This is a genomic window from Bradyrhizobium sp. in8p8 (assembly GCF_000426845.1).
Classification (GTDB): domain Bacteria; phylum Pseudomonadota; class Alphaproteobacteria; order Rhizobiales; family Xanthobacteraceae; genus Bradyrhizobium; species Bradyrhizobium japonicum_C.
This window is the reverse complement of record NZ_AUGD01000004.1, coordinates 184,824-209,546: the sequence shown is the minus strand read 5'-3', so window position 1 is coordinate 209,546 and position 24,723 is coordinate 184,824. Positions and strand designations below refer to the sequence as shown.

The 24,723-nt window shown below is 65.2% G+C and carries 20 protein-coding genes; 10 read left to right on the top strand and 10 right to left on the bottom strand.

What is annotated here, in order from left to right:
* Window positions 1-13 precede the first annotated feature (13 nt).
* On the top strand, window positions 14-583 hold the full coding sequence (locus tag K408_RS0113555) for a nucleotidyltransferase family protein (protein WP_024339127.1): 570 nt from the start codon (window positions 14-16) through the stop codon (window positions 581-583).
* 95 nt (window positions 584-678) lie between these two features.
* Here K408_RS0113555 and K408_RS0113550 read toward each other — a convergent pair whose 3' ends face one another.
* The 3 genes from K408_RS0113550 to K408_RS0113540 form a co-directional block, all read right to left on the bottom strand.
* On the bottom strand, window positions 679-1,245 hold the full coding sequence (locus K408_RS0113550) for a PAN domain-containing protein (protein WP_024339128.1): 567 nt from the start codon (window positions 1,243-1,245) through the stop codon (window positions 679-681).
* Between the two features lie 205 nt (window positions 1,246-1,450).
* A complete protein-coding gene (locus tag K408_RS0113545; RefSeq protein ID WP_024339129.1) occupies window positions 1,451-2,821 on the bottom strand; it encodes a glutamate--cysteine ligase in 1,371 nt (456 codons plus the stop codon).
* Between the two features lie 100 nt (window positions 2,822-2,921).
* Window positions 2,922-3,416, bottom strand: coding sequence for a MarR family winged helix-turn-helix transcriptional regulator (locus K408_RS0113540; protein WP_024339130.1), 495 nt, complete (start codon window positions 3,414-3,416; stop codon window positions 2,922-2,924).
* A 73-nt stretch (window positions 3,417-3,489) separates the two neighbouring features.
* On the opposite strand from K408_RS0113540, the gene K408_RS40275 reads away from it, so the two are divergent.
* Window positions 3,490-3,924: a glutathione S-transferase family protein gene (locus K408_RS40275; protein ID WP_155248406.1), complete on the top strand. Its 435-nt coding sequence runs from the start codon at window positions 3,490-3,492 to the stop codon at window positions 3,922-3,924.
* A gap of 112 nt (window positions 3,925-4,036) precedes the next feature.
* Window positions 4,037-4,345: a hypothetical protein gene (locus K408_RS38025; RefSeq protein ID WP_024339132.1), complete on the top strand. Its 309-nt coding sequence runs from the start codon at window positions 4,037-4,039 to the stop codon at window positions 4,343-4,345.
* 366 nt (window positions 4,346-4,711) lie between these two features.
* Here K408_RS38025 and K408_RS0113525 read toward each other — a convergent pair whose 3' ends face one another.
* Genes K408_RS0113525 through K408_RS0113510 form a run of 4 tightly spaced genes read right to left on the bottom strand, consistent with a single transcriptional unit; the run spans window position 4,712 to window position 10,426 of the window.
* Window positions 4,712-6,925, bottom strand: coding sequence for an FAD-dependent oxidoreductase (locus tag K408_RS0113525; RefSeq protein WP_024339133.1), 2,214 nt, complete (start codon window positions 6,923-6,925; stop codon window positions 4,712-4,714).
* Between the two features lie 18 nt (window positions 6,926-6,943).
* Window positions 6,944-8,152: an acetyl-CoA C-acetyltransferase gene (locus K408_RS0113520; protein ID WP_024339134.1), complete on the bottom strand. Its 1,209-nt coding sequence runs from the start codon at window positions 8,150-8,152 to the stop codon at window positions 6,944-6,946.
* 55 nt (window positions 8,153-8,207) lie between these two features.
* Window positions 8,208-9,998 carry an acyl-CoA dehydrogenase C-terminal domain-containing protein gene (locus K408_RS0113515; RefSeq protein WP_024339135.1) on the bottom strand — a complete coding sequence of 597 codons (1,791 nt, stop codon included), beginning with the start codon at window positions 9,996-9,998 and terminating at the stop codon, window positions 8,208-8,210.
* Between the two features lie 41 nt (window positions 9,999-10,039).
* Window positions 10,040-10,426 (bottom strand): nuclear transport factor 2 family protein, encoded by a 387-nt coding sequence (locus tag K408_RS0113510; RefSeq protein ID WP_024339136.1) that lies wholly within the window; start codon window positions 10,424-10,426, stop codon window positions 10,040-10,042.
* Window positions 10,427-10,619: 193 nt separating this feature from the next.
* Between K408_RS0113510 and K408_RS0113505 the strand changes: the two genes are divergently transcribed.
* The 4 genes from K408_RS0113505 to K408_RS0113490 all read left to right on the top strand — a co-directional run bounded on the left by K408_RS0113505 (window position 10,620) and on the right by K408_RS0113490 (window position 16,933).
* Window positions 10,620-11,210 (top strand): PadR family transcriptional regulator, encoded by a 591-nt coding sequence (locus tag K408_RS0113505; RefSeq protein ID WP_024339137.1) that lies wholly within the window; start codon window positions 10,620-10,622, stop codon window positions 11,208-11,210.
* Window positions 11,211-11,580: 370 nt separating this feature from the next.
* A complete protein-coding gene (locus tag K408_RS0113500) occupies window positions 11,581-14,970 on the top strand; it encodes a tetratricopeptide repeat protein (protein ID WP_024339138.1) in 3,390 nt (1,129 codons plus the stop codon).
* Between the two features lie 278 nt (window positions 14,971-15,248).
* Window positions 15,249-16,166 carry a sulfite exporter TauE/SafE family protein gene (locus tag K408_RS0113495; protein WP_024339139.1) on the top strand — a complete coding sequence of 306 codons (918 nt, stop codon included), beginning with the start codon at window positions 15,249-15,251 and terminating at the stop codon, window positions 16,164-16,166.
* On the top strand, window positions 16,163-16,933 hold the full coding sequence (locus tag K408_RS0113490; protein WP_024339140.1) for a TIGR02186 family protein: 771 nt from the start codon (window positions 16,163-16,165) through the stop codon (window positions 16,931-16,933). The genes K408_RS0113495 and K408_RS0113490 overlap by 4 nt, the downstream gene beginning before the upstream one ends.
* A 29-nt stretch (window positions 16,934-16,962) precedes the next feature.
* On the opposite strand, the gene K408_RS0113485 is transcribed toward K408_RS0113490, so the two are convergent.
* Entirely contained in the window at window positions 16,963-17,883 is a 921-nt protein-coding gene (locus K408_RS0113485; protein ID WP_024339141.1) for a DMT family transporter, read from the bottom strand.
* A gap of 97 nt (window positions 17,884-17,980) precedes the next feature.
* Between K408_RS0113485 and K408_RS0113480 the strand changes: the two genes are divergently transcribed.
* A complete protein-coding gene (locus K408_RS0113480) occupies window positions 17,981-18,844 on the top strand; it encodes a LysR substrate-binding domain-containing protein (protein WP_024339142.1) in 864 nt (287 codons plus the stop codon).
* A 22-nt stretch (window positions 18,845-18,866) separates the two neighbouring features.
* On the opposite strand, the gene K408_RS0113475 is transcribed toward K408_RS0113480, so the two are convergent.
* Window positions 18,867-19,109, bottom strand: a complete 243-nt coding sequence (locus tag K408_RS0113475) for a hypothetical protein (protein WP_024339143.1) — start codon at window positions 19,107-19,109, stop codon at window positions 18,867-18,869.
* 205 nt (window positions 19,110-19,314) lie between these two features.
* Here K408_RS0113475 and K408_RS0113470 point away from each other — a divergent pair, with 205 nt between their 5' ends.
* The gene (locus tag K408_RS0113470; protein WP_024339144.1) at window positions 19,315-21,831 is read left to right on the top strand and encodes a glycogen/starch/alpha-glucan phosphorylase; all 2,517 of its coding nucleotides are present in this window, start codon (window positions 19,315-19,317) and stop codon (window positions 21,829-21,831) included.
* A 224-nt stretch (window positions 21,832-22,055) separates the two neighbouring features.
* Window positions 22,056-22,871 (top strand): acyl-CoA thioesterase, encoded by an 816-nt coding sequence (locus tag K408_RS0113465; RefSeq protein WP_024339145.1) that lies wholly within the window; start codon window positions 22,056-22,058, stop codon window positions 22,869-22,871.
* A 94-nt stretch (window positions 22,872-22,965) separates the two neighbouring features.
* Here the strand turns inward: K408_RS0113465 and K408_RS0113460 are convergent, their stop codons facing one another.
* Window positions 22,966-24,582, bottom strand: coding sequence for a phosphoenolpyruvate carboxykinase (locus K408_RS0113460; RefSeq protein ID WP_024339146.1), 1,617 nt, complete (start codon window positions 24,580-24,582; stop codon window positions 22,966-22,968).
* Window positions 24,583-24,723 lie beyond the last annotated feature (141 nt).

The window sequence follows — 24,723 nt, the reverse complement described above, 5'->3', positions numbered from 1 at the left end:
CCTGCGATTTCCAATGACCCGCGACGAATTCCTCGCGTTGGCGCTGCAGAATCCGGTCAACGCCGCGATCGTCGATGAACTCGATCGGCTCGCGCTGCCCGATGCGTGGCTTGTCGCAGGTTGCCTCGTGCAGACGGTTTGGAACGCGCTTACCGGCCGTGCGATCAGCCACGGCATCGCCGACTACGACGTGTTCTATTTTGACCCCGATACCTCGTGGGAAGCGGAAGACACTGTGATCCGCGGGCTGCATGCGCGTCTTGCGCATCTCGGCGCCAAGGTCGAGATCCGCAACCAGGCGCGAGTGCATTTATGGTACCCCGACAAGCATGGCCTGCCCTATCCGCCGCTGGCGCGCTCGACTGACGGTATCGACCGGTTCCTCACGGAGAATACGCAACTGGGGATCCGGCCCTCAGGTGGAGAGTTCGACGTCTATGCGCCCCACGGATTCGACGACATCGCAAAGCTGATCGTACGACCCAACCGGGCGCTGAATTTTTCCGCCGCCAATTACGCGGCGAAGGTCGCGCGATGGAAGGCGCTATGGCCGGAGCTGACGGTGATTGAGGCGGACGCATGAGCCGGGATCCATGACGCATCGAATCCGGCGCCGGGTGGACCGCGCTCTGCAACGCAGCTCGAAAAGCGCCGCGGCACGTACGGGGGACGAGACGACTAACGAACCACGCCCGACGTGAATCCCGCCTTGCGGCGCGGGGGCTTGATTTCCTTCTTCAGGAAACAGCGCGCTTCGCGCCCGGTGTAGCCGGGGCGGGCATAGGTGAAGGCGCGGCATTTGTTGTCGGCGGTGCATGCAGCCTTGCAGACCTCCACACCCTCCCCGTCCTTCAAGTCGAAGTTGCGCAGATCGCCGCCAGGGCGGTCGATCGAGGTTTCGACGCCCTCGATCCGCGGCTCAATCACGCCCGCACCGCGCACTCCGGAGATACAGCAACTCCCCGGCACGCGTGCGGGCACGGTGTTCTTGAGCCAGCAAACGGCAGACCCGCCTTCGACGTCGGGATAGCTGAAGCTCCAGGCGCGGCAGCGGCGGTCGCGCTCGCACAGCAGCGCGCAATCTTCGGGATCGCCCGAGGCGACCGGTGTGCTGAAGTAGTCGCCACCGGGCCGATCGAACGCCGTCTGGGCAAGCGCCGGCACGCCCGCAAATGCGAGCGAAAGCAGCGCGGCAGATGCCACGACGCTGGCCATGACGGCCCCGGATAGGCGGCCCTTGCGCATCGAAACAGCTTTCGAGTTATTGACGAAGCTCAGGTTTTTCGGCCGGTCATTTGATCGCCGCAAACCTGTACGGGCGATGAACGGCTCAAGTCCCGCTCGTTGGCCTATAGGTTGAGAGCATGATGCCGAGAAGTGTGCAGCGAGTTTCGGAGAAGATCATGCTCAAACAATAACCTGAGCCGCGATCACGATCCAATTCAGCGCCCTAGAACGCGTACTCCACATAGGCTGGTTCCACCGAACCCTTCCAGGGACCGTTGAATTTCTCCAGCATTTCCTCCGCGGGAGTTTTGCCGGAATCGACGATGCGATCGAGTGGCTCGAGGTGCCGGGTCTCGTCGCGGCCGAGCTGGTCGATCCGGCTGCGCCGCCGCAGGCCGGCATGAGCCAGAACGAGGCACTCCTTGGCGATCTCGAAGAGATAACGGTCCTTGATCCGCGCCTTGAAGCCGAGACGCGGCACGTCATCGCGCAGAGCCTGACGTTCATGTGCGGTCCAGTGCTTCACCAGGTCCCAGGCGGCATCGAGCGAAGCGTCGTCGTACAGGATTCCGACCCAGAAGGCGGGCAGCGCCGGCAAGCGGCCCCATGGCCCCCCGTCGGAGCCGCGCATCTCCAGATAGCGCTTGAGCCGCACTTCCGGGAAGATCGTCGAGAGATGATTGGCCCAGTCGGACAGCGTCGGACGCTCGCCGGGAAGATTGTTGTTGCGGCCCTCGAAGAACGCGCGGAACGAGGAGCCCGACACGTCGATGTACTCCTCGCCGCGCTTGACGAAATACATCGGCACGTCGAGCGCGTAGTCGACATAGCGCTCGAACCCCATGCCGTCCTCGAAAGCCCACGGCATCATGCCCGCGCGGGCGTTGTCGGTGTCGCGCCAGATCTCGGACCGGAAAGAGAGAAAGCCGTTCGGCTTGCCTTCGGTGAATGGCGAATTGGCGAACAGCGCAGTCGCGACCGGCTGGAGCGCGAGCGAGACGCGCAGCTTCTTGACCATGTCGGCTTCGGAGGAGAAGTCGAGATTGGTCTGCACGGTGCAGGTCCGGTACATCATGTCGAGGCCGTACTGACCGACCTTCGGCATGTAGTTGGTCATGATCTTGTAGCGGCCCTTGGGCATCACCGGGATGTCGGCGCGCGACCAGGTCGGCGTCATGCCAAGCCCGAGGAAGCCGATGCCGAGCGGCGTTGCGATCTCGCGCACCTGTGCAAGATGCGCCATCAACTCGCTCTGGGTCTGGTGCACGTTCTCGACCGGCGCGCCGGACAGCTCGAACTGTCCGCCGGGCTCGAGCGAGATCGCGCCACCGCCGGTGACGTCGTAGAGACCGATGATGTTGCCCTTCTCCATGATCGGCTCCCAACCGAGCAGGAGCTTCATGCCTTCGAGCAGCGCGCCGATTCCGCGTGCGCCTTCGTAGGGCACGGGACGGTGGCCTTCGAGCGTGAACGGCGTCTTCTCGTGCTCGGTGCCCATGCGGAATTCCGACGGGTCCTTGCAGCCGGCCTCGAACCACGCGACGAGTTCGTCGCGCGATTGCAGAGGCGTCATATCGATCTGGTCTCGCGCCATCTCAAACTCTATTCAAACGGCGCTTCGACCGAACGCGCGCGGGTGACAGGGATCGTCCGCGAACCCACCGGGTGCGCGGGCGAGCGGGTTTGCCGCGCGATCATCGCGACGGCATGCTTTCGTTGGCGCCCGCGGGCGGCAGTTTCATCTCGCCGCACGAGCAGCCCAGGCGGTCGAGCAGACCGCTGAGCTTGACGGCGTCGGCATCTGACAGTTTCGAACCGACATATTTTTCGATCGCAGCGGAATAGGCGCCCCACATCCGCTTCTGCAGCTCGCGGCCGGCTTCCGTGATCTCCACGAACTGGCCGCGCTTGTCGATCTTGCATTCGCGCCGCGAGGCAAGGCCCTCATCGACCAGGCGGTCGATCAGCCGCGATGTGGAATATTGGGGGATCAGCATCTGCCGCTCGAGTTCGACCGGGCGCAGTTCGCCCGAGGGCGCCCGCGACAATTCGAGCAGCGCGTCATACCAGGCCAGTGGTGGAAAGCCGGCTTTCTTCAAGTCCTGCTCGACGCAATCGAGCACGCGGCTCTGCACCCGCATCAGGCGGATCCAGGCGGCCGTTGCCTCGGTCGATGGTCTGCGTTTCATGGTCCCGCTCAAGCTCGTCGTCCGACTCTTACCTCATTTGATGCAGCTGCATCAATCTTGACTATCAAAGCAGGTGCATGTAGTTGCTCTTTCGGCCGAGAAAAGCCTCGGGCGCAAATACCGCGAACTCTCCCGTTCGCCCGGTGCCTGCTCGCTGTCCCCCACATTGCTGCTCTGGAAGCAGCATTGTCATATGAGCGGGGCGAGGTCGACAGAGGCGCATGAAGCTCGAAATCGCGGGGACGATCTGAAGCTGAAGTCCAGCGACCTGCTCCCGGCGCTGGGACTCGACAACGATCAAATCGTGACCGAAGGTCCGGTGATTGTCCAGATGAACGCCGATAGACCGCCCGTGACAGCGTGGGGCACAAGTTCCGGCCACGGCGACCTCATGGACCAGCAGTTGCGGCGGCCGACAGTTCATCAAGATACCGGCTTGAAAGATACCGACTTGAAGACCCGCGTCTCGGCGTGGCGATGTCAATTTGATACGCATTGTCCCGGTTAACAATAACCCCGCCTTGTCCGCTCCGCAGTCGTCACCATCCTTGTGAGAGCAATCTCGTTGGCTCAACTTCAGCTAGGAACCGCAACGCGGACTGCTGAATTGGGATTCTATCGTGACGATCGTACTACTTCTCTTGGTCGCGAGCGGAATCGCGGGACTTGCGACGGGACTGTTCTTTCGGGTCTGGGCTCTGTTGCTCGTTTCACCGGCGACTGCGATTGTTGCAGCAACCGTGCTCCAGAGCTCGGAGTTCGGATTTTGGGCGGGTATTCCGATCGTGACCGCTTGCCTCATGATGGGCCAGTTCGCCTACCTCGCAGCGACGTTTCATCTGTACAGAGGAGAACTCTCAATGCAGGACGAAACCAACGGCGAACCAGGCAAGCAAAGCCATAACCACATCGGCGGTCAAAACGAGTAAGGCCCAACCGATCCAGGACGGTATTTTTCTGCGCCGCCGCATGATTCTGGGACCTGCGCGCGGCCGATCGAGGACCAACATCGGAGAATATCTTGCGCGCACGCCGGCCGCACCATCCTGAAACGGTGTGAGGCTCATTGCGGGACACTTCCAATGCGAATGGTCATCTTGTGAATGCGTTAGCAAGCGGGATGCCAGTGCGGAGCGCCTGACGGCAGCGAGGATCTGCAGCGGCGCTGGTGCGGCAGGGAACCGGTTAGCAGGCGAAGGCCGGCACAACAGAAAGGCCGGATCGATGATCCGGCCTGCCTGTCGTTCCTGCGCCACCATGAAAGCGTGCAGCGCAATCCCCGCTACACGTGCTACTCAAGCCGCTGCCTTCTTCGGCGCGAAGCGACCATAGAAGGTCTCGCCCTTGGCTGCCATCTCCTCCAGCAGCTTCGGCGGCGTGAAGCGCGAGCCGTACTTGGCCTCGAGCTTTCGGCAGAGCTCGACGAACTTCTTCGTGCCCATGAAGTCGATATAGGACAGCGTGCCGCCGGTGAACGGCGCGAAGCCGAAGCCGAGGATCGAGCCGACATCCGCCTCGCGCGGATCGGTGATGACGTGGTCCTCCACCGTGCGCGCGGCTTCCACCGCCTGTACCACCAAAAAGCGCTGCTTCAGCTCCTCGACGTCGAGCGTGTCAGGGTCGAGTTGCTTCGGCTGCAGCGCTGACAAGCCCGGCCACAGGCTCTTCTGGCCCTTGCCCTTCTCAGGGTAATCGTAGAAGCCCTTGCCGTTCTTGCGGCCGAGGCGGCCCTGCTTCTCGACCATCTCCACCATCAGCTTCTTCTGGTCGGGATTGATGGCATTGGGGCCAAGATCGGCTTCCGTCGCCTTCATGATCTTGAGGCCGAGGTCGAGCGCGACCTCGTCCGAGAGCGAGAGCGGGCCGACAGGCATGCCGGCCATCTTGGCGCAGTTCTCGATCATCGCCGGCGGCACGCCTTCCAGGAACATCTCGTTGCCTTCGGCGACGTAGCGGCCGACGCAGCGGTTGGCGAAGAAGCCTCTGGAGTCGTTGACCACGATCGGCGTCTTGCCGATCTGGCGGACGTAATCGAGCGCGGTCGCGAGTGCGACGTCACCGGTGTTCTTGCCGAGGATGATCTCGACCAGCATCATCTTCTCGACGGGCGAGAAGAAGTGGATGCCGATGAACTTGCCCTGGTCCTTGAAGCTCTCGGCCAGCGAGGTGATCGGCAGCGTCGAGGTGTTGGAGGCGAAGATCACGTCGGGCTTGAGATATTGCTGCGCCTTGGCAAAGGTGTCCGCCTTGACCTTGCGGTCCTCGAACACGGCCTCGATGACGAGATCGACGTGCTTCAGCGCGGCGTAGTCCGCGGTCGGCGTGATCCGCGCGAGCAGTGCTTCGGCATCCGCAGGCTTGGCGCGGCCCTTCTTGATCTGCTCCTCGATCACCTTCTGCGCATGCGCCTTACCCTTGTCGGCGCTCTCCTGGTCGCGGTCGATCAGGACGACGTCGAGGCCGGCGCGGGCCGAGACGTAGCCGACGCTCGCGCCCATGAAGCCGGCGCCGATCACGGCGATCTTCTTCACCTTGGTCGGGGCCACGTCCTTCGGACGGCGCGCGCCCTTATTGAGCTCCTGCATCGACAGGAACAGGCTGCGGATCATCGCCGCCGCTTCCTTGGATCGCAGCACCGAAGTGAAGTAGCGCGACTCCACACGCAGTGCGGCATCGATCGGCAGCTGCAGGCCCTCATAGACGCAGCTCATGATCGCGCGAGCGGCCGGGTAATTGTCGTAAGTCTCGCGGCGATAGATGGCGTTGCCAGCCGGGAACATCATCATGCCGGCCTTGGAGAACACCGGACCGCCCGGAAGCTTGAAGCCTTTCTCGTCCCAGGGCGCGACGGCCTTGCCGCCACCCTTGATCCAGTCCTTCGCGGCCTTGACGAGATCGGCGGCGGGAACGACGGCGTGAATCAAATTCAGCGCCTTGGCCTTCTCCACCGTCACAGGATCGCCCTTGAGCAGGATCGTCATGGCGTCCTGCGGCGGCACAAGACGCGGCACCCGCTGCGTGCCGCCGGCGCCGGGGAACAAGCCGACCTTGACCTCGGGCAGGCCGAGGCGGGTCTTGGGATTCTCCGCCGCGACCCGATAGTGGCAGCACAGCGTGATCTCGAAGCCGCCACCGAGCGCGAGGCCGTTGATCGCGGCCGCCCAGGGCTTGCCTGAGGTTTCGATCGAGCGCAGCACCTGCGAGAAGCGCCGGCTCTGGTCGAACAGCATCTGGTTCGCCGCGGTCTCGCCCTGCTCCTTGAAGACTTTTGCGTAGGCCTGGTTCATGCCTTCGAGCATGGAGAGGTCCGCCCCGGCGCAGAAGGCCTCCTTGGCCGAGGTGATGACGACGCCCTTCACCGCAGCATCCGCCGTGGTCGCCTTGACGATCGCCTCGAGTTCGTTGGTGGAGGTCTCGTCGAGCACGTTCATCGAACGGCCCGGGATATCCCAGGTGACGAGCGCGATGCCGTCGGAATCGGTCTCAACCTTGAAGTTCTTGTACGACATGTTGGTTGCTCCCTGCCCTTACACGCGCTCGATGATGGTCGCGGTGCCCATGCCGCCGCCGATGCACAGCGTGACGAGGGCGGTGGACTTGTTGGTACGCTCGAGCTCGTCGAGCACGGTGCCGAGGATCATCGCGCCGGTTGCGCCGAGCGGATGGCCGAGGGCGATGGCGCCGCCATTGACGTTGATCTTGGCGTTGTCGATGTCGAAGGCCTGGATGTAGCGGAGCACGACGGATGCGAAAGCCTCGTTGAGCTCGAACAGATCGATGTCCGTCTTCTTCATGCCCGAACGCGCGAAGAGCTTCTCGGTGACGTCGACCGGACCGGTCAGCATCATCGCGGGCTCCGAGCCGATGTTGGCGAACGCACGGATCTTTGCGCGCGGCTTCAGGCCGTACTTGCTGCCGGCTTCCTTGCTGCCGAGCAGCACGGCGCCGGCGCCGTCGACGATGCCCGAGGAGTTGCCGGCATGGTGCACGTAATTGACGCGCTCGATCTCCGGGTGCGACTGCACTGCGACGCCGTCGAAGCCGCCCATCTGCGCCATCATCGTGAACGACGGCTGCAGCTGTGCCAGCGACTGCATCGTCGTCGAGGGACGCATGTGCTCGTCCTTGGCGAGGATGGTGAGGCCGTTGATGTCCTTCACCGGCACGACCGACTTGTCGAAGCGTCCCTCGTCCCAGGCCTTGGCCGCGCGCTGCTGGCTCTGCACGGCATAGGCGTCGACGTCGTCGCGCGAGAAGCCGTACTTGGTCGCGATCAGATCGGCCGAGACGCCCTGCGGCATGAAATATGCCGGCACCGCGATCGACGGGTCCATCGGCCAGGCGCCGCCTGAGGCGCCGATGCCGACGCGACTCATCGATTCGGCGCCGCCGCCGATCACGAGCTCATGCTGGCCGCTCATGATCTGTGCGGCAGCAAAGTTCACGGCGTCGAGGCCGGAGGCGCAGAAGCGGCTGATCTGCACGCCGGGCACGGCTTCGCCGAGACCGGCCTTCAGCGCGGCGAAGCGCGCGATGTCGGAACCCGCCTCGCCGACGGGATCGACCACGCCGAGCACGACGTCGTCGACCGAATCTTCCGGCAGGTTGTTACGGTCCTTCAGCGCCTTCAGCGGCACCGTGGCAAGTGCCAGCGCAGTGACTTCGTGCAGCGCGCCGTCCGCCTTGCCGCGGCCACGGGGGGTGCGAACGTGATCGTAGATGAATGCCTCAGGCATGACGCCCTCCTGATGTGATTTTCGAGACGATTGGGAGCAGGCAGCGGAAGCAGGCTCAGAACGCTTCCGCCGGCAATTCCATGATGGTGGCGCAGCCGGCCTGGATGCGCGCGAGATTGGCCGCGGTCTCCGGAAGCATCCGCTCCATGAAGAAACGGCCGGTGACGAGTTTCGTGGAGAGATAGGGCGTCGCCCCGCTCTCGGCAATCTTCGCATTCGTCACCTTCGCCATCTTCGCCCACATGTAGCCGAGCGCGACGAAGCCGAAGAGATGCAGGTAATCGGTTGCAGCGGCACCGGCATTATCCGGCTTCGCCATCGCGTTCTGCATCAGCCAGGTCGTCGCCTGCTGGAGATGGCCGAGCGAGGTCGACAGCGGGGCGATGAAGGGCTTGAGCGCCTCGTCGCCGCCGTTCTCCTTGGCAAAGGCCATGACCTCGCCGAAGAAGGCCATGATGGCGCGGCCGCCGTCGCGCGGCAGCTTGCGGCCGACGAGGTCCAGCGCCTGGATGCCGTTGGCGCCCTCATAGATCATCGCAATGCGGGCATCGCGCACGAACTGCTCCATGCCCTGCTCGGCGATGTAGCCGTGACCGCCATACATCTGCTGCGCCTGCACCGCGTTGGCGAAGCCGTAATCGGTGAGGAAGCCCTTCAGCACCGGCGTCATCAGGCCCATGTGGTCGTCGGCGGCCTGGCGGTCCTTCGGATCCTCGGAGCGATGGGCGACGTCGCTCTTCAGCGCGGTCCAGATCACGAAGGCCCGCGCGGCCTCGTTGAAGGCGCGGATCGAGAGCAGCGTGCGGCGCACGTCCGGATGCACGATGATCGGATCGGCCGGCTTGTCCGGCGCCTTCGCACCGGTCAGCGAACGGCCCTGGATGCGCTCGCGGGCATAGGCGACCGCGTTCTGATAGGCGACCTCGGACTGCGCGAGCCCCTGCACGCCGACGCCGAGGCGGGCCTCGTTCATCATCACGAACATGCCCTGCATGCCCTTGTTCTCTTCGCCGATCAGCCAGCCCGTGGCGTTGTCGTAGTTCATCACGCAGGTGGAATTGCCGTGGATGCCCATCTTGTGCTCGATCGAGCCGCAGACGACGCCGTTGCGTTGCCCCAGCGAACCGTCGGCATTGACCAGGAATTTCGGCACCACGAACAGCGAGACGCCCTTGATGCCGGCGGGCGCGCCCTCGATGCGGGCAAGCACGAGGTGGATGATGTTGTCGGCGAGATCATGCTCGCCGGCCGAGATGAAGATCTTGGTGCCCGTGATCTTGAAGCTGCCGTCCGCCTGCCGCACCGCCTTGGTGCGGAGCATGCCGAGATCGGTGCCGCAATGCGGCTCGGTCAGGTTCATGGTGCCGGTCCACTCACCCGCAATCATCTTCGGCACATAGGTCTTCTTCTGCTCCGGAGAGCCATGCACCAGCAGCGCCGCGGTCGCCCCCATGGTGAGGCCGCCATACATCGAGAACGCCATGTTGGCGGAGATCTGGAACTCGTTGACCGCCTGGGAGAGCGTCACCGGCAGGCCCTGCCCGCCATATTCGGTCGGCGCCGAGAGGCCGAGCCAGCCGCCCTCGGCGACCTGCTTGAACGCCTCCTTGAAGCCTTTCGGCGTGGTGACGCTGCCGTCCTCGGCGCGCTTGCAGCCTTCGAGGTCGCCGACGCGATTGAGCGGCTGCAGCACCTCTTCGGCGAGCTTGGCGGCTTCGCCGAGAATGGCTTCGCGCAAGTCGCTCGACGCGTCAGAGAACCCCGGCAGATTGTCGTAGCGGTCGATCTGGAAGACGTCGTTGAGCAGGAAGTTCACGTCTTCGACGGGGGCTTTATAGATCGGCATGGCGTTCTCCCGGCATGGGCCTTGTGGGGATGATGTTGGGCTTATGGTTGGGCGGCGGCAAGCTGGTCCGCCATCAGGCGGTGCAGCATGTTGATCGCCTTGAGCGGGCGCACCATCACCTTGAAATGGGTGATGCGTCCCTCGCTGTCGAAGCTGATGATGTCGACCCCGTTGATCTCGATGCCGTCGATCATGGTCTTGAATTCAAGCACGGCACCGCGCTCGTTCTTCCACTCGCCGACATAGGTGAAGCCGGGGCCGCCGAGCACCTTCTCGGCGCTGGAGAGATATTTGAAGGTGATGTCGCGCCCGCGCTGCGGTGAATGCACGACGGGGCTCTCGAACATGGCATCGGGATGCAGCAGGTCCCGGAGCGCGGCGCGGTCGTGGGACTTCATGTAGGCGTACCAGGAATCGAGGCCGGTCATTCTCAGGTGCCTCCCTAGGCCAAGGGCAAAGTGCGAAAACAACCCCATGCACAGTAGCGGGGGAGTTGATTGCGCTGGATTTTTCAGCCGGGCCTTCGGCCCGCCTGCATGCTGCCTCATATGCACATTGACGCATATGCGCCGATGCGCATAAAGTCAAGCAACTTGGTCGAACCGAAGAAGGAGGCCGATCATGGCACTGGGCGACGCAATCCTCGCATGCCTGACGGAACGTCCGATGACTGGCTACGAGCTCGCCAAGACCTTCGATTCCTCGATCGGCTTCTTCTGGAAGGCCGACCACCAGCAGATCTACCGCGAGCTCTCCAAGCTGCGCGACCGCGGCTACATCCAGGGCCGCGAGGTCGTGCAAACAGGCAAGCCCAACAAGCTCGTTTATACGCTGACGCCCGAGGGTAGAACAGCGCTGCGGCACTGGGCCGCGCGGCCAAGCACGCCAGCCTCGACCAAGGACGACCTGCTGGTGCGCCTGCACGCGCTCGACAGCATCGACATCGAGCCCCTGCGGACCGACCTGATGGCCCGCCTGGAGCACCATCGCGACCGCCATGCCAACTACGAGCGGATCCTGAAGAAGCGCTTTCCCGACGGCAGGGCAGAAGGCCGGCTCGACCTTGGCAACCTCTTGCTGCTCCGTCTCGGGGCCCGCCACGAGCAGATGGTGGCCGATTTCTGCGAGGAGGCGCTGGAGGCGCTGTCGGCGGAGAGTGGCAAGGGCACGGTGGTGCCGCTGGAGGATGGCAAGCGCGAGGGGAAGGGGTAGATCGGCGCCGGCGGTGCTGGTCAGCTCTCCCGCTTGCGGGAGAGATCGGCGCGAAGCGCCGGGTGAGGGGGCTTGTCCTCTTGCGGATTGCCCCGGGGCCGAAGCACCCTCTTCCCAGCCCCAGCCCTCCCCGCATGCAGGGCAGGCAGCGCACCGACCACTGGGCGAAGGCCGAACGCCAGGCCCCAAGTTCCCGCGGCCAACTTTAAGACACCGGGCCTGCATTCCTTAACCCGTTATTTACCGTAACAGGAAAAAGTCGGTTTTCGAGGCAGACGACCCGCGCCAAATTCGATTGTGTTTGCAACCGGCACGCGTGGGGAGGCTGGAGGCGCCGGGTGGGGCGCCGGAGTCGGAACCGGACAGAGTCATGAATTCGCGCGTATCGTGGAGTGCTGACGGCATCGATCCATCCGTCCGGGAGCGGGCCGAAGCTGCTGCGCGCAGGGCCGGCATGTCGCTCAACGACTGGCTGAACTCCACGCTCGGCGAGACTGCCCCGCCGAACTTTCGCGCGGCCTACGACCAGCGTCCGCAGCACATGCCGAGTCAGGAGAGCCGCGAAGTCGCCGACATTCACCAGCGGCTCGACGCGATTACCCAGCAGATCGAACGGATTTCGAAGCCCACGCCGCGCCAGGAGATCTCGCGCGAGCAGGGCGTCGCGCGCCAGCTCAACGACGCGATCTCGCGGCTCGACGCACGCCTGTCGCAAATCTCCCGTCCGCAACAGCCTCAGGCGCCGCGTCCGGCTCCTGCGGCCTCGCCCATCGAGGCGCGCCAGCGCCAGGCCGATGCGGTCGAGCGCGCGGCGGCTCAAGTCTATCGCAACTCCCCTCCCCTTAGTCCGGCTTCATTCGACGTCGCGGTCGCCGAGATCACCGCGCGCCAGAGCGAGCTCGATGGCTTTACGCCGAGGCAGATGCCGCCGCGCGCCGCGCCGCCGATTGCACCCACGGCGGCTCCTTACGCGCCTCCAGTGGCGCCGCCCGGCCCTGCCTACGCGCCGCCGCCGCCTCCGCAGCCGGGGCCGGATTTCTCCTCGCTCGAGCGCCATCTGCTCAAGATCACGAGCCAGATCGAGTCGCTGCAGCGTCCCGACAATACCGAGCAGGCGATCAACGCCTTCCGCAGCGAGCTTGCCGAAATCCGTGCCGCCATCACCGAGGCGATGCCGCGGCGCGCGATCGAATCGATCGAGAACGAGATCCGCTCGCTGCACCGTCGGATCGACGAGACGCGGTCCAACGGCACCGACGGCCAGGTGCTGTCGGGGATCGAGCACGCGCTGTCCGAGATCAAGCAGGTGCTGCGCACGCTGACGCCTGCCGAGCAGCTCACCGGCTATGACGAGGCGATCCGCAATCTCGGAGCCAAGCTCGACCTGATCCTGCGCGCGAATGACGATCCTTCGACCGTTCAGCAGCTCGAAGGCGCGATCTCCGCGCTGCGCGCCATCGTCTCCAATGTCGCCTCCAACGAAGCGCTCGCGCGGCTGTCCGAAGACGTGCAGCTGCTGTCGTCCAAGGTCGACCAGATCACCCGCGCCTCCGGCCAGGGTGACAGCTTTACGGTGCTGGAACAGCGCATTGCCGCGCTCACCGCCGCGCTCGAAACCCGCGAGCGGCCTCAGCCGTCCGAAAGCACCGAGCATCTCGAAGCCGCAATCCGCGCGCTGTCGGACCGCTTCGACCGCATGCAGGTCGGCAACGACTCGGCCTCCACCTTCGCCCATCTCGAGCAGCGCGTCTCGTATCTGCTGGAACGGATCGAGGCCGCCTCCGATCCGCGCAACGGCAACCTGAGCCGCGTCGAGGACGGGCTGCACGACATCCTCAGGCACCTGGAGCGGCAGCAGGCGACCTATGCCGCGCTGGCCGAAAGCCGCAACTCCGCGCCGGCCGCCGATCCCGACATGGTCGATCTCGTCAAGCGCGAGCTCTCCGACATCCGTTTCAGCCAGGCCGAGACCAACCGGCACACCCAGGATTCGCTCGAAGCCGTCCACAGCGCGCTGGGCCACGTCGTCGATCGCCTCTCGATGATCGAGGGCGATCTTCGCGGGGTGCGCACTGCGCCGCAGCCCGCCGCTCCGCAGCCGATGCCGTCCGCGGCTCCGATGGAGCCCGCGCCGATGGCGCGCGAGCCGCGGCCGCAAGCACAGCCGCCGAAATACGATCCGAAGCCAGAGCTGCCCAACCCCGCCGCCGCGCAAGCCGCACAGGCCGCCGCCTTCGTCGCCGCGCCGCGCGAATTCCATGCCGCCGCTCCCGCCGCGCCGCCCCCGGTACCGGCGATGCCCCCCATTCCGCCGCGCGCGATCAGCGAGATCCTGGAGCCGCATACGGCCCCGCCACGCGCCGCCCTGGCGCCGGAATTGCCGCCGGATCATCCGCTCGAGCCAGGCACACGGCCAGGCGGACGCGTCGCCACGCCATCGGAGCGCATCGCGGCGTCCGAGAGCGCGATCAGCGAAATTCCCGCCGGGCCGAAAGAGCCGGTGTCGTCATCGAGCTTCATCGCCGCCGCGCGCCGGGCCGCCCAGGCTGCCGCAGCCCAGCCGGAAAAGACCGGCCGCGCCGCCAAGGCGGGGACCGACCGTTCGAAGGAAACGGGCAAGGACGGCGGTTCGACCATCACCTCGAAGATCCGTTCGCTGCTGGTCGGCGCGAGCGTGGTCGTGATCGTGCTCGGTACCTTCAAGATGGCGATGAACCTGCTCGACGGCGACGGCCCGCCGCCGGCGCCGCAGGCGATGCAGAACATTCCGAGCGAGCCGGCGGCGCCCGCCCCGCCGCCTCCAGTCGAAACAAAGCCGGCAACACCGGAGCAGGTGACGCCGTCGATGACATCGCCGACGCCGATCGGACGGCAGTCCCAGAACAATGCCGCGCCGGCGCAAGCGGCCAATCCGGGCAGCGCGGCCTCGGTCGAAATCCCGCCCGCACCCGCCGCGGCTCCGCTGCCGCCGGCCGCCGGCGAAATCACCGGCGCGTTGTCGGGGACGAGCCGCGCCAAGCTCGGCCTGGTCCAGGTGCCGCCGAGCGAGAGATTGCCCGACGGAATCGGCGGCCCGGCCTTGCGCACCGCCGCGATGAAGGGCGATGCGACCGCGGCCTACGAAATCGGCCTGCGCTTCGCCGAAGGCAAGGGCGTCGCCACGAACTACGACGAAGCCGCCAAATGGTACGACCGCGCGGCGCAGGCCGGCGTGGTGCCCGCGATCTTCCGGCTCGGAACGCTGTACGAAAAGGGCCTCGGCGTGAAGAAGGACGCCGACATCGCCCGACGCTACTACACGCAGGCTGCGGAGCGCGGCAACGCGAAGGCGATGCACAACCTCGCGGTGCTCGATGCCGACGGCGGCGGACGCGGCGCGAACTACAAGAGCGCGGCCCAGTGGTTCCGCAAGGCGGCCGATCGCGGCGTCGCCGACAGCCAGTTCAACCTCGGCATTCTCTATGCCCGCGGCATCGGCGTCGAACAGAACCTCGCCGAGTCCTACAAATGGTTCAGCCTGGCGGCCGCGCAGGGCGATGCGGACGCCGCCGGCAAGCGCGACGACGTCGCCAAGCGCCTCGACCCGCAATCGCTCGCTGCGGCCAAGCTCGCGATCCAGACCTTCAGCGCCGAGCCCCAGCCCGACGACGCCGTCAACGTTGCGACGCCCGCCGGAGGCTGGGACAGCGCGCCGCAGGCGAACGCCAAGCCGGCGCCGAAGCAAGTCGCAACCAAGCGCTCGGCATCCGCGGCGCATTGAAATCTCTCCCCTCATGGTGAGGAGCGCGCCCTCGCGCGCGTCTCGAACCATGCAGGCCCGCCTCTCGGTCCGGGCCTCGCCCTTCGAGACGCCTGCTGCGCCGGCTCCTCGGGGTGAGGAGCAAAAGCGTCGATACCGCCGTCGCGCCCATTCACCACGCCCGAAATTCCCGGTCCCGCCGGCCGGCAAATTCCGCTATTGAAGGGCGCGGCAATCGTTCCGACCGTCCGGCGGGCATTCCGCGCAATCGATCCGTCTCGCCGGAGCGTGGTCCTTCGATGCAGCTCTACCTTCCGATCGCCGACCTCCCGGTCAACGTCTTCCTGGTGCTCGCCATGGGCGCGGCGGTCGGCTTCGTCTCGGGCATGTTCGGGATCGGCGGCGGTTTTCTGATGACGCCGCTGCTGATCTTCATCGGCATCACGCCGGCCGTCGCGGTCGCCTCCGTCGCCAGCCACATCGCGGCCTCGTCCTTTTCCGGCGCGCTCTCTTACTGGCGGCGGCGCGCGATCGATCCGGCGCTGGCGACCGTGCTGCTCTGCGGCGGGGTGACCGGCACGGCGCTCGGGGTTTGGGCGTTCACGCAGCTGCGCGCGCTCGGCCAGCTCGATCTGATGATTGCGCTGTCCTACGTCGTGCTGCTCACCACGGTCGGCGGCCTGATGTTCTACGAGGGCCTGCGCGCCTTGATGCGCACCCGACGCGGCGCGCTGCCGCCACGCCGCACGCACAACTGGATCCACGGCCTGCCGCTGAAGATGCGGTTCAAGCGCTCGAAGATCTATCTCTCGGTAATTCCGGTCGTGGTCGTCGGCATCGCGATCGGCTTCATCGGCGCCATCATGGGCATCGGCGGCGGCTTCATCCTGGTGCCGGTCATGATCTATCTGCTCAGAGTCCCGACCTCGACGGTGATCGGAACCTCGATGGTGCTGACGCTGGTCACGATGCTGTTCGCGACCATGCTGCACGCCGTGACCAATCACCTGGTCGACGCCGTGCTGGCGCTGATCCTGATGGTGGGCGGCGTTACCGGTGCGCAGTTCGGTGCCCGCGCCGGCCAGAAGATCCGCGGCGAGCAGCTGCGGCTGCTGCTCGGCCTCTTGATCCTCTCGGTCGGAATCCGCTTTGCGATCGAGCTGGTGATCCAGCCCTCGGACCTCTTCACCATCCGCGAGCTCGGAGTGAGCGGATGATTCGCGTGCTTCTCGCCATCGCTCTCGTCCTGCTGCTCGGCGGCGCCGCGCGGGCCGAGCGGCTGATCGTGTCAGTCTCCAACCATCGGGTCACGGTGACGCCGAACTATTCGGGCGAGGAGCTGGTGCTGTTCGGCTCGGTGGAAAAGGACGCCACGACGCCGGCCGACCGCACGGCCTACGATCTCGTGGTCACCGTGATGGGCCCGCGCGCGGACATGGTGACGCGGCGCAAGGAGCGCACCTTCGGGATCTGGATCAACACCGACTACCGGCAGTTCCTGCAGGTGCCGAGCTATCTCGCGCTGTTCGCCAACCGCCCCTTCGATGCGATCACCTCGCCCGAGATCGCGCGGCGACAGCAGATCGGGCTCAACAACGTGCTGCTGACGCAGCGAGTCGGCGGCGATTACGCCGACGTGGTGCCCCACGATGTGTTCCGCTCGGCCTTCATTCGCCTGCGCACCCAGCGCGGCCTCTACCGCGAGGATTCGAGCGCGGTGACGTTCCTGACGCCGACCCTGTTCCGGACCGGCATTCCACTGCCGGGAGAGGTCCCGATCGGCACCTATCAGGTCGAGATCAAGCTGTTTGCGAACGGGGCGTTCATCGGCAAGACCGACACCGCCTTCGAGATCGTCAAGGTCGGCTTCGAGCAGTTCGTCGCCAACAGTGCGCGGCACAACGGGTTGCTCTACGGCCTTGCAACAGTGGCGATGGCTCTGATGACGGGATGGATGGCGTCGATCGTGTTCCGGAAAGACTAGCCGGACGTTGGGGAGACAGCAGGGCTTTCTCAGCTTGCAGACGCCGCCGCCTTCGCCAGTCGCGTCACCAGATAGATGCCGAGCGCCACCGGGATGATTCCCAAGAGATCGCGCGCCTCGACATGCTCTCCGAGTACGACAAACGCGAACAGCATGCCGAGCGGTGGCATCAGGAAATGATAGGCGCTGGCAGCGGTGGCCCCACACACCTTCAGCAGATGAAACCAGAGCCAGTAGGCGAGGATCGAGCCGCCGAGCACGAGGAAGGCGAACGCGCCGATCAGACTCGGCGTGTAGTCGATCGCGTGGATATCGGCGAAGGTGAACGCGACCGGCGTCAGCACGATGCCGGCGGCGAGGTTCTGGACGCCGTTGCCGATCCACAACGACCCCTTCGGCGCGAGCAGCTTGAACAGGATGGTGCCGGCGACGATCGAAGCCAGCGAGGCCAGCGTGAAGAGGATGCCGTGCAGCGAGTCCGTGCCGACCGAGAGACGGTGCCAGACAATCGCCGTCACGCCGATCACGCCGAGCATGAGGCCGCCCGCCTTGCGCCAGGTCATGCCCTCGCCGAGGAGAAGCGCGGCGAGCGCGGCCGTGAACACCGGGTTCGCCGAGACGATCAGGCCACCAAGACCGGCGGAAACCGATTGCAGGCCGGTGTAGCCGAGCCCGAGATAGAGCGCGTTGTTGGCGATGCCGAGCACTGCGAAGACCGCAGCGTCGCGCCAGGACAGGGACCAATCATCGCCCCGTATCATCGTGGCGCCCAGGATCAGAATGCCTGCGAGCGAGAAGCGGGCGGCGAGCAGGATCAGCGGCGGGCAATGGGTGACGCCGATCTTGCCGGCGATGAAGGCGTAGCTCCAGAGCAGGCAGAACAGACCGATAGCGAGCGGCAGCGTGTTGAAACGGCTGCGAGGAACAGAAACCGAGGGAGCGAGCGACATGCGGCATTCTCCTGAGCCCTCGATCTAGGGAGATCGCTTGCCATTTGGAAATTAAATGATTAACTCCATATCAGTGGATTTTCGAATGGAGGCCGCAATGCTCGATCTGGAGCTGCTGCGCAGCTTCGTCTCGGTCGTCGAGGCCGGCGGCTTCACCCGCGCCGGCGCGCGCGTCCACCGCACGCAATCGACCGTGAGCCAGCAGATCAAGCGCCTGGAGGAGGATGTCGGTCAGGTGCTTCTGCATCGCGACGGCAAGGACGTGCGCCCGACCGAGGCGGGCGAGCGGCTGCTTTCCTATGCGCGCCGGCTGCTCTCGCTCGCCGAGGAGGCGCGCGACGTGTTGCGCCAGCCCGACGGCGAGGGCGCGATCCGGCTCGGTATTCCCGAGGATTTCGCGGCCTACCGCCTGGCGAAGCTGCTGGGCGCGTTCTCGCGCTCGCATCCACGCCTGCGCCTCGACGTGCGCGCGGGCCAGAGCAAGCACCTCGCCCACGATCTCGAACGCGGCGAGCTCGATCTTGCGCTCTACAAGCGGGAGGCCGGCGAGAAGGGCGCGGTCGCGGTGTGGCCGGAGCGGGTGCACTGGGTCACCAGCAAGAGCCATCCGGTCGACGTCGACGTGCCGTCCGTGCCGCTGATCGGCTTTCCGCTCGGCTGCATCTATCGCGCCGGCGCCATCCACGCGCTGGAAAGCGCGGGCCGCGCCTGGCACACCGCCTACACGTCATCGAGCCTCGCCGGCATCCAGGCCGCGGTCGCCGCCGGCATGGGGCTGAGCATCCTGTCGGAGATGTCGATCCTCTCAGACCACCGCGTGCTGACGGCGAAGGAAGGCTTTGCACCGATCAACAAGACCGAGCTCGCACTGATGGCCTCGCCCAATGCGAGTCCGGCAACGCTGCGGCTCGCCGATCGTCTGGCGCAGTTTTGCGATGCGGTGCAAACGAAGGCGGCTTGAGTCTGCTGAACCTTCGGCGCTCTCAGCTTGCTGCGGAGATCAATCTGTCACCGCACGCATTTGCGTAGAACTTGCCGCCACATTGGCGCTTGATCGCAGCGCAGCGAGCTGCGGGAGACGCCTTCTGCGGGACCGTGAAGCCGCAGCTGAGGCCGTCGGGGCTGCGGCCGGATTTGCCGGCGCCAAGCGCCGCGCTGGAGGCGCCAATGCAGACGACGAGGAGGGCAGTAGCGATTTCGATCAGCACTCGCGTGGGCGTTCTCATGAGGCGTCTCCATACTGATGGCTGAATCTTCCTTAATCTAGCACCGAATCCCGGTTTCTCCGTGCTCCCCCGGGTACCCAAGTCGGCCCGTTCCTTGCATAAATTTACGCCAGCGCAATGCACGACCGCACCGACGACAGTTCCGGTGCAAGGGCAGGACGCGTAGGGTTAGTTGAGAGCTCTTTCGACCCAGGAAGTGAAGGCTTTGCAGGATTCATCGTTCCAGCCCAATTATTCCGCCCCCGGACAGCCTATCGACGAACTCGCGCTGACCGAGATCAAGGGCGCCATCCTGGCAAAGCTGCGCCTTGCCATCGGCAAGGACGCGGGCATGGCGACAAAGCACGACTGGTACCAGGCCGCGGCGCTGGCGCTGCGCGACCGCATCGTGCATCGCTGGCTCACGGCCGAGAAGCACAGCTACGATACCGGGCGCAAGCGGGTCTATTATCTCTCGCTCGAATTCCTGATCGGTCGCCTGTTCACCGACGCGCTCAACAATATGGGCCTTCTGAAGATCTTCGAGCTCGCGCTCGGCGATCTCGGCGTCTCGCTGCCCGAGTTGCGCAAATGCGAGCCAGACGCCGCGCTCGGCAATGGCGGCCTCGGCCGGCTCGCGGCATGCTTCATGGAGAGCATGGCGACGCTGTCGATCCCCGCGATCGGCTACGGCATCCGCTACGATTACGGCCTGTTTCGCCAGATCATCAATCAGGGCTGGCAGCAGGAATATCCGGACGAGTGGCTGGGCTTCGGCAACCCCTGGGAGTTGCAGCGGCCCGAGGTGATCTACGACGTCAATTTCGGCGGCGGCGTCGAGCATGTCGACGACAAGGGCCGCGACCGCGCGATCTGGCATCCGGCCGAGACCGTGCAGGCCATCGCCTATGACACGCCGATCGTGGGCTGGCGCGGCCAGCACGTCAATGCGCTCCGGCTGTGGTCGGCCCGCTCGCCCGATCCGCTCAAGCTCGACGCGTTCAACAAGGGCGATTACGTCAGCGCCAGCGCCGAACAGGCGCGCGCGGAGGCGATCTGCAAGTTCCTCTATCCGAACGACGAGAGCCCGGCGGGCCGCGAGCTGCGGCTGCGCCAGGAATATTTCTTCGTCTCCGCCTCGCTTCAGGACCTGGTCAAGCGACATCTGTCGTCCGATGGGCAGTTGCGCAGCCTGGCAGGCAAGGTCGCGGTGCAGCTCAACGACACCCATCCGAGCCTCGCCGTAACCGAGCTGATGCGGATCCTCGTCGACCTCCACAATTTCCGCTGGGACGAGGCTTGGAAGATCACGGTCGCCACCCTCTCCTACACCAACCACACGCTGCTGCCCGAGGCGCTCGAGACCTGGCCGGTCGAGCTGTTCGAGCGGCTGCTGCCGCGGCATCTGGAGATCATCTACCGCATCAACGTGCAGCATCTGGCGCTCGCCGAAGCACGCTGCCCCGGCGACATCGACTTCCGCGCCTCGGTCTCGCTGATCGACGAGAAGAGCGGCCGCCGTGTGCGCATGGGGCAGCTCGCCTTCGTCGGCTCGCACCGCATCAACGGCGTCTCGGCGATGCATTCGGACCTGATGCGCGAGACCGTTTTCCACGACCTCAACCATCTCTATCCCGGCCGCATCACCAACAAGACCAACGGCATCACCTTCCGCCGCTGGCTGATGCTGGCGAACCCGAAGCTGACCGAGTTGTTGCGCGAGACCTGCGGCGATGCCGTGCTCGACGATCCGACCCAGCTCGGCCTGATCGAGGCGCGCGCGAGCGACGTCGAATTCCAGAAGAGATTCCGCAACGTCAAGCACCACAACAAGACGGCCCTGGCGCGCGTGATCGGCGAGCGGCTCGGCATCAAGGTCGATCCGAGCGCGCTGTTCGACGTGCAGATCAAGCGTATCCACGAGTACAAGCGCCAGCTGCTCAACATCATCGAGACGGTCGCGCTGTACCAGGCCATCAAGGACGATCCGAACGGCAACTGGGTGCCGCGGGTGAAGATCTTCGCCGGCAAGGCTGCGGCGAGCTATCGCTACGCCAAGCTCATCATCAAGCTGATCAACGACGTCGCCGAGATCGTCAACAACGATCCCGCAATCGACGGCAAGCTCAAGGTCGTGTTCCTGCCTGACTACAATGTCAGCCTCGCCGAGGTGATCATTCCCGCGGCCGACCTGTCCGAGCAGATCTCCACCGCCGGCATGGAAGCCTCCGGCACCGGAAACATGAAGCTGGCGCTCAACGGCGCCATCACGATCGGCACGCTCGACGGCGCCAATATCGAGATCCGCGACCATGTCGGCGCGGAGAACATCGCGATCTTCGGCATGGAAGCCGGCGACGTCATGATCCGGCGCAAGCAGGGGCTGGACGCATCGGACGTGATCCGCAATTCGCCGAAACTGCAGCGCGCCATCAATGCGATCGGCGCCGGCGAGTTCTCGCCCGGCGACCCCGGCCGCTTCGAATCGATCGCGCATGCGCTGCGCTATCTCGACCATTACATGGTCAGCGCCGATTTCGATTCCTATTACGAGGCGCAGCGCGCGGTCGATGCGCGCTGGCAGGTGATACCGGCCTGGACGCGGGCCTCCATCCTCAACGTCGCGCGCATGGCCTGGTTCTCCTCGGACCGCACCATCCGCGAATACGCCGAGGAGATCTGGAACGTGCCAGTCAATCCGACCACGCCGCTGCTGCCGAACCTGCGCGACGCCGCGGGCTGATTTTCCGCGGTGTGGAAGCGGGTTACCTGCGAGGTTATTGCATCCTCTGCAAGGGATGATGATATGATCGCCATCATCCCCAAGGCGGCACGGTGACACGACGCCGCAACCTCAACCGCCGTCATTGCGAGCGCAGCGAAGCAATCCAGACCGTCTCCGTGGAAAGAGCCCGGATTGCTTCGCTGCGCTGGCAATGACGGCTGTGGAGGCATCGAGGACCAACAATGCACTCCAAGCTCCCGCACCCCTTCGACGACGCCACCCGCATCACCGCCGGTGACTCAAGCTGGCAGGGGCACACCAGCGACGATTACTGGGCCTTCGTCGGTCCGTTCGGCGGCGCCACCGCCGCGACCATCCTGCGCGCGCTGATGGAGCACCCGCAACGCGCCGGCGATCCCTTGGCAATGACCGTCAATTACTGCGCGCCGATCGCCAAGGGAGCGTTCGATCTCGACGTGCGGCTGGTGAAGGCCAACCGCTCCAGCCAGCATTGGAGCGTGGAGCTGTCGCAGAACGGCGGCGAGGTCGCAACGCTCGCCACCGCCGTGTTCGCCGAGCGCCGGCCGTCCTGGGAGCACCGGGTGGTCGAGGTCCCCGACGCGACGCCGTTCGAACAGACGCTGCCGTTCCCGAAGATCTCGGCGGCGTGGGCCAACCAGTACGAATTCCGCTTCGTCGAGGGCGAGATGCGGATCGGCCCGCGGCAGGCCGACCCCGCCAGCACCTATTCGAAGCTCTGGATCAGCGACCGCACGCCGCGCAAGCTCGACATGCTGTCGCTGATGTCGATGTCGGACGCCTTCTTCGGCCGCGTCTTCCATGCGCGACGCGAGCTGGTGCCGTTCGGCACGGTGTCGCTGACGACCTACTTCCACACCACGAGCGAAAACCTCGCCGCCGAGGACACCACGCGCGTGCTGGCGACCGCGGACGCCAAGATCTTTCACCGGAGCTACGGCGATCAGCATGGCGAGCTGTGGTCGCCGAACGGCCGCCTGCTCGCGACCACGACGCAGATCGCGTACTTCAAGGCGTAGCTGCGTCCACGAACTCATCAAGGACGGCGGAAAGATTGTGCGACAAACAAAAAGGGCGGCCTTGCGGCCGCCCTTTGCATTGAAGGGAGAGCGATCACTCCGCCGCCAGCTTCACGTCCGGCGCGGCCGCACGCACTTCCGCGTCGACCTGGGCTTCGAACTTGGCAAAGTTCTTCTGGAACATGCCGACCAGCGCGCGGGCGGTCTTGTCGAACTCGTCCTTGTCCTTCCAGGTATTGACCGGGTTGAGGATCTCGTGAGGCACGCCCGGCAGCGCGGTGGGGACCGCGAAGCCGAAATACTTGTCGGTGCGGAATTCGACGTTGCGAAGCGAACCGTCGAGCGCTGCGGTGAGCAGCGCGCGCGTCACCTTGATCGGCATGCGCGAGCCGACACCGTACTTGCCGCCGGTCCACCCCGTATTGACCAGCCAGCAATCGACATTGTGCTGGGCGATGAGGTCGCGCAGCATGTTGCCGTAGACCGAGGGGTCGAGCGGCAGGAAGGGCGAGCCGAAGCAGGTGGAGAACTCCGGCTGCGGCTCGTTGCCGAGACCGCGCTCGGTGCCGGCGACCTTGGCGGTGTAGCCGGACAGGAAATGATACATCGCCTGCGCCGGCGAGAGCTTGGCGATCGGCGGCAGCACGCCGAAGGCGTCGGCGGCGAGCATCACCACGTTCTTGGGCTGCGGCGCACGGCCGGTGCGCGAGGCGTTCGGAATGAAGTCGAGCGGGTAGGCCGAGCGCGTGTTCTCGGTCTTGGAGCCGTCGTCGAAATCGACCACGCGTGTGTCCTCGTCGAGCACGCAGTTCTCGAGCACCGCGCCGAAGCGGGTCGATGCCGCATAAATCTCCGGCTCGGCTTCCTTCGACAGCTTGATGCACTTGGCGTAGCAGCCGCCCTCGAAATTGAACACGCCGTTCGGGCCCCAGCCGTGCTCGTCGTCGCCGATCAGCGTGCGATTGGGGTCGGCCGACAGCGTGGTCTTGCCGGTGCCGGACAGGCCGAAAAAGATCGCGGTGTCGCCCTTGGCCCCGACATTGGCCGAGCAGTGCATCGGCATCACGCCGCGCTCGGGCAGATAGTAGTTCAGCGTGGTGAAGACCGACTTCTTCATCTCGCCGGCATAATAAGACCCGCCGATCAGGACGATCTTGCGGGCGAAATCGATCGCGACGACGTTCTCCGAGCGCACGCCGTGGCGTTTGGGATCGGCGCGGAAGCTCGGCATGTCGATGATGGTGAGCTCCGGCACGAAGGTCGACAGCTCGATTGCCTCGGGGCGGATCAGAAGCGTGCGGATGAACAGCGAGTGCCAGGCGAGCTCGGTGAAGACGCGCGTCTTGATCCGATAGGCCGGATCGGCGCCGCCATAGAGGTCCTGCGCGAACAGCCGCTTGCCTTCGGCGTGCTTGAGGAAATCCTGATAGAGCGTCTCGAACTGCTCGGCGGTGATCGACTGGTTGCCGGCCCACCACATCTTCTTGTCGGTGGTGGCGTCACGCACCGTGAACTTGTCTTTCGGGCTGCGCCCGGTGAACTCGCCCGTGTCGGCACAGAGCGCGCCGTCCGAGGAGAGCACCGCCTCACCCGCAGCAAGCGAGTATTGATAGAGTTGCGGCGCACCCAGATTCCAGTGAACCTGCTTGAGATTCTTTAAGCCGAATTTGTCGGCGCCGAAGGCACCGTTGCGCACGCCCGTCTCTTGCACGAAAAAACCCTCCTAGAACCCGCGACACTTAGCGCGACCAAGTTTGCCGCCATCGCGGTCACCGTGATGAATGGGCCATTCGGCCTCGGCTGAACGACCTAATACTGATGAACGCTGGCGTTGCCAAGCTGATCCCGCAGG

Coding starts and splice junctions, on each gene's coding strand:
- K408_RS0113555 (WP_024339127.1), top strand. CDS start 14: ATGACCCGCGACGAATTCCTCGCGTTGGCGCTGCAGAATCCGGTCAAC.
- K408_RS0113550 (WP_024339128.1), bottom strand. CDS start 1,245: ATGCGCAAGGGCCGCCTATCCGGGGCCGTCATGGCCAGCGTCGTGGCA.
- K408_RS0113545 (WP_024339129.1), bottom strand. CDS start 2,821: ATGGCGCGAGACCAGATCGATATGACGCCTCTGCAATCGCGCGACGAA.
- K408_RS0113540 (WP_024339130.1), bottom strand. CDS start 3,416: ATGAAACGCAGACCATCGACCGAGGCAACGGCCGCCTGGATCCGCCTG.
- K408_RS0113525 (WP_024339133.1), bottom strand. CDS start 6,925: ATGTCGTACAAGAACTTCAAGGTTGAGACCGATTCCGACGGCATCGCG.
- K408_RS0113520 (WP_024339134.1), bottom strand. CDS start 8,152: ATGCCTGAGGCATTCATCTACGATCACGTTCGCACCCCCCGTGGCCGC.
- K408_RS0113515 (WP_024339135.1), bottom strand. CDS start 9,998: ATGCCGATCTATAAAGCCCCCGTCGAAGACGTGAACTTCCTGCTCAAC.
- K408_RS0113510 (WP_024339136.1), bottom strand. CDS start 10,426: ATGACCGGCCTCGATTCCTGGTACGCCTACATGAAGTCCCACGACCGC.
- K408_RS0113505 (WP_024339137.1), top strand. CDS start 10,620: ATGGCACTGGGCGACGCAATCCTCGCATGCCTGACGGAACGTCCGATG.
- K408_RS0113500 (WP_024339138.1), top strand. CDS start 11,581: ATGAATTCGCGCGTATCGTGGAGTGCTGACGGCATCGATCCATCCGTC.
- K408_RS0113495 (WP_024339139.1), top strand. CDS start 15,249: ATGCAGCTCTACCTTCCGATCGCCGACCTCCCGGTCAACGTCTTCCTG.
- K408_RS0113490 (WP_024339140.1), top strand. CDS start 16,163: ATGATTCGCGTGCTTCTCGCCATCGCTCTCGTCCTGCTGCTCGGCGGC.
- K408_RS0113485 (WP_024339141.1), bottom strand. CDS start 17,883: ATGTCGCTCGCTCCCTCGGTTTCTGTTCCTCGCAGCCGTTTCAACACG.
- K408_RS0113480 (WP_024339142.1), top strand. CDS start 17,981: ATGCTCGATCTGGAGCTGCTGCGCAGCTTCGTCTCGGTCGTCGAGGCC.
- K408_RS0113475 (WP_024339143.1), bottom strand. CDS start 19,109: ATGAGAACGCCCACGCGAGTGCTGATCGAAATCGCTACTGCCCTCCTC.
- K408_RS0113465 (WP_024339145.1), top strand. CDS start 22,056: ATGCACTCCAAGCTCCCGCACCCCTTCGACGACGCCACCCGCATCACC.